Source organism: Streptomyces sp. NPDC021562 (assembly GCF_040640875.1).
Taxonomy (GTDB): domain Bacteria; phylum Actinomycetota; class Actinomycetes; order Streptomycetales; family Streptomycetaceae; genus Streptomyces.
In genome coordinates, this window is record NZ_JBFACN010000067.1 from 1 (window position 1) to 4792 (window position 4792).

Here is a 4792-nt window from a genome sequence, read left to right on the forward strand (position 1 = left end):
GACAGACCACCGAAAAATCTCCACCCTTTTCTCCTTGCATTCCGAAATTTTGGCGGTGCTGTACTTTCGCCAAGCCGACGTACCTAAAACGAGGAATTCAGGAAATCGGCTTGCTCGAGCCATTATACCGCCAAAACCGCCAGAGCTTCCGTTCATAAATTTTCTCTTTTGCCTTATGGATCTACGCAATATGGGGGCTTCCCCCAAACCCCCTTGCCAGCCTCCACCCTAAAACAAGGGGAGAATTGATGGTGTTCGAATAAAAATCTTTGATATTTAGAAATCTAATTTTAAAGAAGGGAGTTGAGCTTTCATGAATAGTAACAGTAGCATTAATAAAAGTAATTTAAATTTATTAGCCGTAGTAGCACTAGGATTGACGACAATTTACACCGCAATATTAGCGACTCAATTAATGTCCACAAAACATAAAGTTGATTATTTATATTACAAAGAACATTTTCAAAAAAATAATAAGGGGAATAATAATTAATCGCTAAAACAATGAGAGGCGCTCTAGAAGGGGTAGAGTCCTGAAAATGCGGATTTACAACGGTAATGTAATTTTCACCCATAAATAAAGCCGATTTTAAGAAATCGACTGTTGAACTAAAGCTCCCTTTACTTTAAGTACATTTCTTCACAATCTTTAGATTAATTTATTGGATTATTTTTATGTGAAAGAGTGATATTAAATAAGAGCTTTAATTCGATTGACAAAAAAACCGTCCAGAAGGTATATTATATGTATCTAAGTTATGGAGGTTATTATGTCTATTTCAAAGCATGCTAATAAGAAAAAAAATATATTGATTGCTGCATCTGAAATTGTAAAAGAAGAAGGAGTTGTCAAACTCACATTAGAGGCAGTCGCCCAAAGAGCTGGCGTGAGTAAAGGTGGATTATTATACCATTTTCCTAGCAAGGAAGCATTAATTAAAGGAATGGTGGAAGATTGGACAAATAATTATTTCGAATGCATTAATACGTTAGTTAATAACGACGATGATAACGCAATAGGAAAATGGAATAGGGCTTATCTTAAATCTACATTTTCCGATTTAGAAAACAATAATCTAAATTCCGCACTAATGGCTGCTATGTTTATTAATCCAGATTTATTAGATGAATTCCGGCAGAGATACGATATTTTGCATACAAAGTTAATAACTGATGGAATTGATCCTGTCAAAATAACAATTACAAGATTATCCATAGATGGTCTTTGGTTTTCAGAAATATTTGGAATGGCACCATTAAATGAAGAACTAAAAACACAAGTTTTTGATGAACTAATAAACATGATTCAGGAGGACGAATAATGTCATATCTATATTTAGCACTTGCAATAGTGGGGGAGATTATTGGCTCTTCCCTATTAAAAGCATCTGAAGGCTTTTCAAAACTCTATCCTACAATAGGGGTAATAATAGCTTTCGTTGGTTGTTTTTTCTTTTTATCCTTGTCGCTAAAAACAATCCCCTTAAACACTGCATATGCATTATGGGCAGGTTTAGGACTTGTTTTGACTACAGTAATTTCAGTTTTAGTTTGGAAGGAAAAACTTAACATGGCTAGCATTGCAGGAATAACACTGATTCTTGTAGGAGTTGTAATATTGAATTTGTTTGGACCAGGACATGGAGAATCTGGTCATGAAGCAAGCGAAACTATTACAATGAATGAGACAATGGAATAACACATAAAAAAGTCCTTCTTAATAAAGAGAAGGACTTTTTAGCTTAATTAAGGGTATTTTTTGAAGTCCTTATTCAACAAACCTGCGTACGTTAGTTTAAGTGTATCACTTCACAATTCCAATAGAGTAGAGTTTATTGAGACATAATGAAATTAGCGTTTTAAATGACTTCTGACTGTCTCATAAGACTTGTATCAAATGCTTACCGTTGTAAATCCGCATTTCCCTGACGCTACCCCTAGAAGCGTCTTTTTTGCTTTTTAAGGGTTTTTACTAGGGGCAACCTCTTACAAAGGCGAGAGAGGCCCGTATGGCGTCTGTCAACGGTACCGGACCGAAGGGAGGATAAGGAGTTGATAGACTCACTTCACCAAGACCCTCTTGGTGTCTCAAAAGGCAACACCTTTTGAGCTGCCTACCGGCGAGGGAGCCCCTCAAGGATTGAGGGGTTGGGGAGTTCGATTAAGGGGGTCTGGGGAAGAGTTCCCCAGTGGGTTTGGGCAAAGCCCAAGGTTTGGCTTTTAGCGTCGCAGACCACATGAAACTTTGCGTGCAAAGTGTAGTGTGTTACACTTTCTATTAATCTATCGATTTTCAGAAAGGGTGCGTACCCCATGAGTTACTCCATTATCCGAATGCAGAAAATGAAATCAAATGGGATAAAAGGGATTCAATTTCACAACCAAAGAGAGAGGGAAAGTGAAACGAATCCCGACATCAATAAAGCTGATTCTCATCTGAATTATGACTTGATAAACGGTCAAAGGCAGATTGATTACAACGAGAAAATTAGCCAAGTAATTGAGGACAATGTGACCTCTGGAAAAAAGATCCGTAAAGATGCAGTTAAGCTGGCTGAATTCTTAATTACCTCTGACAAGGAATTCTTCGATAAAATTTCACCCAAAGAGCAGAAAAGGTATTTTGAAACGGCTCATGAGTTCCTTGCTGATCGATACGGTGAAAAGAATTTAATCTATGCGACTGTTCACTATGACGAGAAAACCCCTCACATGCACGTAGGCTTCGTTCCAGTAACGGAGGATGGCCGACTATCGGCTAAAGATTTCTTTGGCCAGAAAAAGCAACTGGTGAGTCTTCAGGACGATTTTAATCAGTACCTGAAGCAAAATGACTTTAATTTGGAAAGAGGGGTCTCGTCGAGCCGTAAACACGTGGAGACGGCTAAATATAAGGCTCAAACGTTTCAAAGCATGGAGAAGGAAGCCCAAGAGAAATATGAGCGGACAATGGGGCATATTCAAGAGATTGATGATAAATCGAAATCGATTGCGAATATCGAAGCTAAAAAGGTTCTAGGGCTTGTTGGAATGAAGGAACAAGACTACAAAAGCCTAGTCGATTATGCGACCAATGGTGTGGCTTATCAGCTACAAGCAGAGAATCTGCAGAAAGAGTTGGAAAAGACTCAAAAAGAAGTTACGCAGCTGAAAGCTGATATGCAAATTGGACAAGATAAAATTCGCTATTACTACAAAGATATTGAAGAGAATTTAGACTCCTTAGCAGAGAAAAAAGCACTGCAAAAAGTGAAGCAAACAGACATTGTAAAGAACTATGGAGACTTGATAGAAAAGTACAATGGACTCGTTAATAAATATAATGACCAGTTGAAGGAGAAAAAGGAGTTAAAACAACAGGTGGACACTCTAAAAATTGAGAACCGGTCTTACCAAAATGAGAATCGGGAATTGAAATTAGAGAACGGAAAATTGAAGGGAAAACTCGTGCAGATCAGCAAGGAGTTTTCTGTTTTTAAAGAGAGGGTGGGCAAAGTTTTACACGCTCAACTTGACCGAGTAAAAACGTTCTTGAGGATGAATGATGTAGACCGAAGTACAATCAAGTTCCTGGATGATAGGCAAGATAAATTAGTCCAGGACTCTTTAGAAAAAATGGAGAAGCCACAAAGGCAAAAAGGGATGGAGATGGAACGCTGATGAAGGTGAAACAATTGGTTGAGAAGTTGGAGAAACTAGACCAAGAGGGAGAATTAATGCTTTTTATGAGGGATAGAAAGAGACCTCATTTAGGTTCTGGAACTCTTATTCCAATAAAAGATATTGGTGTTTTTACAAGTGTTGACCAAGATTCAAATGAGGGCAAATATGCTCTTGAAATAAAGAAAGGCGAGTAGTTATCTACTCGCTTTATTTTAAGTTTTCACGTTCTCTAAGGGCTTTAAATTTATCAAATTGGCTTTTGTATTCAAAGTCCTTGTTTTCCTTTTTGCTGACAAGGATTTTACCATCGTATTTAGCAAATTTCTTTTTGTCATTGCCATCTGTCCAAGCAAGGTCTTCGTTCACTACATAGACGTTTGATGTTCCCATTTTTAAAACATTTAAAAATCCATTCTCCTCTAAAAGCTTTACTGCTCTGTAAACTGTTGACCTTGATTTGCCAAAATAATCTTCAAAAACTGCATAAGAACAAGCTAAAGCATTTCTGTTATCCATGTGTTCCAAGATAAAAAATAATAAAGAACTTGCGAAGTTATGATTTGCCATTAACCATCTTAATTCTGGCATGTTGTCACGATAAAGCTGGATGAAATTATGATTTTTCTTTTTCTCTTCAAATTGCTCTTTGTCTTTGTTTTCTTGCTGTTCAAGATCAATAAGTCTTTGAAGCATTTGAAGTTGTTCAGGGGTTAACTCAACATTAATTTTTCTCTGCTCGTCCAATTTACGCACCTCTGCTGGCATAGAATCCTTCTCTCCCTTGTTATGTATCATCAGCTGTGATACCTATATGTATAATTTATGACACATCATAGGTCAAAAATGAACTATAGTCAAGCAAAAAATGACACATCTTAATTCAACTATGTGTCACAAGCTATGACACATATACGTGTCACAAGCTATGACACATTACCTTAACTAAAACATTGATATATCAACATTTTTTCTGTGTTCCCTTCTATATCTCCTAAAGGGCTTTTCTCCACGCAAGGTTCGGGTAGTATTTTTCGGACAGACCACCGAAAAATCTCCACCCTTTTCTCCTTGCATTCCGAAATTTTGGCGGTGCTGTACTTTCGCCAAGCCGACGTACCTAAAACGAGGA

Annotated in this window: 5 protein-coding genes; 4 read left to right on the top strand and 1 reads right to left on the bottom strand. The window is 37.4% G+C overall.

The genetic code is table 11. From position 1 onward, the window contains the following. The first annotated feature begins 770 nt into the window (after positions 1-770). From AB0G52_RS40765 to AB0G52_RS40780, 4 genes are all read left to right on the top strand, one after another. Positions 771-1322: a TetR/AcrR family transcriptional regulator gene (locus tag AB0G52_RS40765; RefSeq protein WP_000028029.1), complete on the top strand. Its 552-nt coding sequence runs from the start codon at positions 771-773 to the stop codon at positions 1320-1322. Further along, on the top strand, positions 1322-1699 hold the full coding sequence (gene qacH / locus AB0G52_RS40770) for a quaternary ammonium compound efflux SMR transporter QacH (protein ID WP_000121134.1): 378 nt from the start codon (positions 1322-1324) through the stop codon (positions 1697-1699). Before AB0G52_RS40765 ends, qacH begins: the two co-directional genes overlap by 1 nt. 614 nt (positions 1700-2313) lie before the next feature. Continuing rightward, the gene (gene mobV, locus AB0G52_RS40775; protein ID WP_053082646.1) at positions 2314-3660 is read left to right on the top strand and encodes a MobV family relaxase; all 1347 of its coding nucleotides are present in this window, start codon (positions 2314-2316) and stop codon (positions 3658-3660) included. Next, a complete protein-coding gene (locus tag AB0G52_RS40780) occupies positions 3660-3857 on the top strand; it encodes a hypothetical protein (RefSeq protein ID WP_048558833.1) in 198 nt (65 codons plus the stop codon). Before mobV ends, AB0G52_RS40780 begins: the two co-directional genes overlap by 1 nt. A gap of 13 nt (positions 3858-3870) precedes the next feature. Here the strand turns inward: AB0G52_RS40780 and AB0G52_RS40785 are convergent, their stop codons facing one another. Further along, entirely contained in the window at positions 3871-4428 is a 558-nt protein-coding gene (locus AB0G52_RS40785; RefSeq protein ID WP_048558832.1) for a replication/maintenance protein RepL, read from the bottom strand. Between the last annotated feature and the right edge of the window lie 364 nt (positions 4429-4792).

Excerpts from the sequence above, each read along its gene's own strand:
- AB0G52_RS40765 (WP_000028029.1), top strand. The coding sequence starts at position 771 with ATGTCTATTTCAAAGCATGCTAATAAGAAAAAAAATATATTGATTGCT.
- qacH (WP_000121134.1), top strand. The coding sequence starts at position 1,322 with ATGTCATATCTATATTTAGCACTTGCAATAGTGGGGGAGATTATTGGC.
- mobV (WP_053082646.1), top strand. The coding sequence starts at position 2,314 with ATGAGTTACTCCATTATCCGAATGCAGAAAATGAAATCAAATGGGATA.
- AB0G52_RS40780 (WP_048558833.1), top strand. The coding sequence starts at position 3,660 with ATGAAGGTGAAACAATTGGTTGAGAAGTTGGAGAAACTAGACCAAGAG.
- AB0G52_RS40785 (WP_048558832.1), bottom strand. The coding sequence starts at position 4,428 with ATGCCAGCAGAGGTGCGTAAATTGGACGAGCAGAGAAAAATTAATGTT.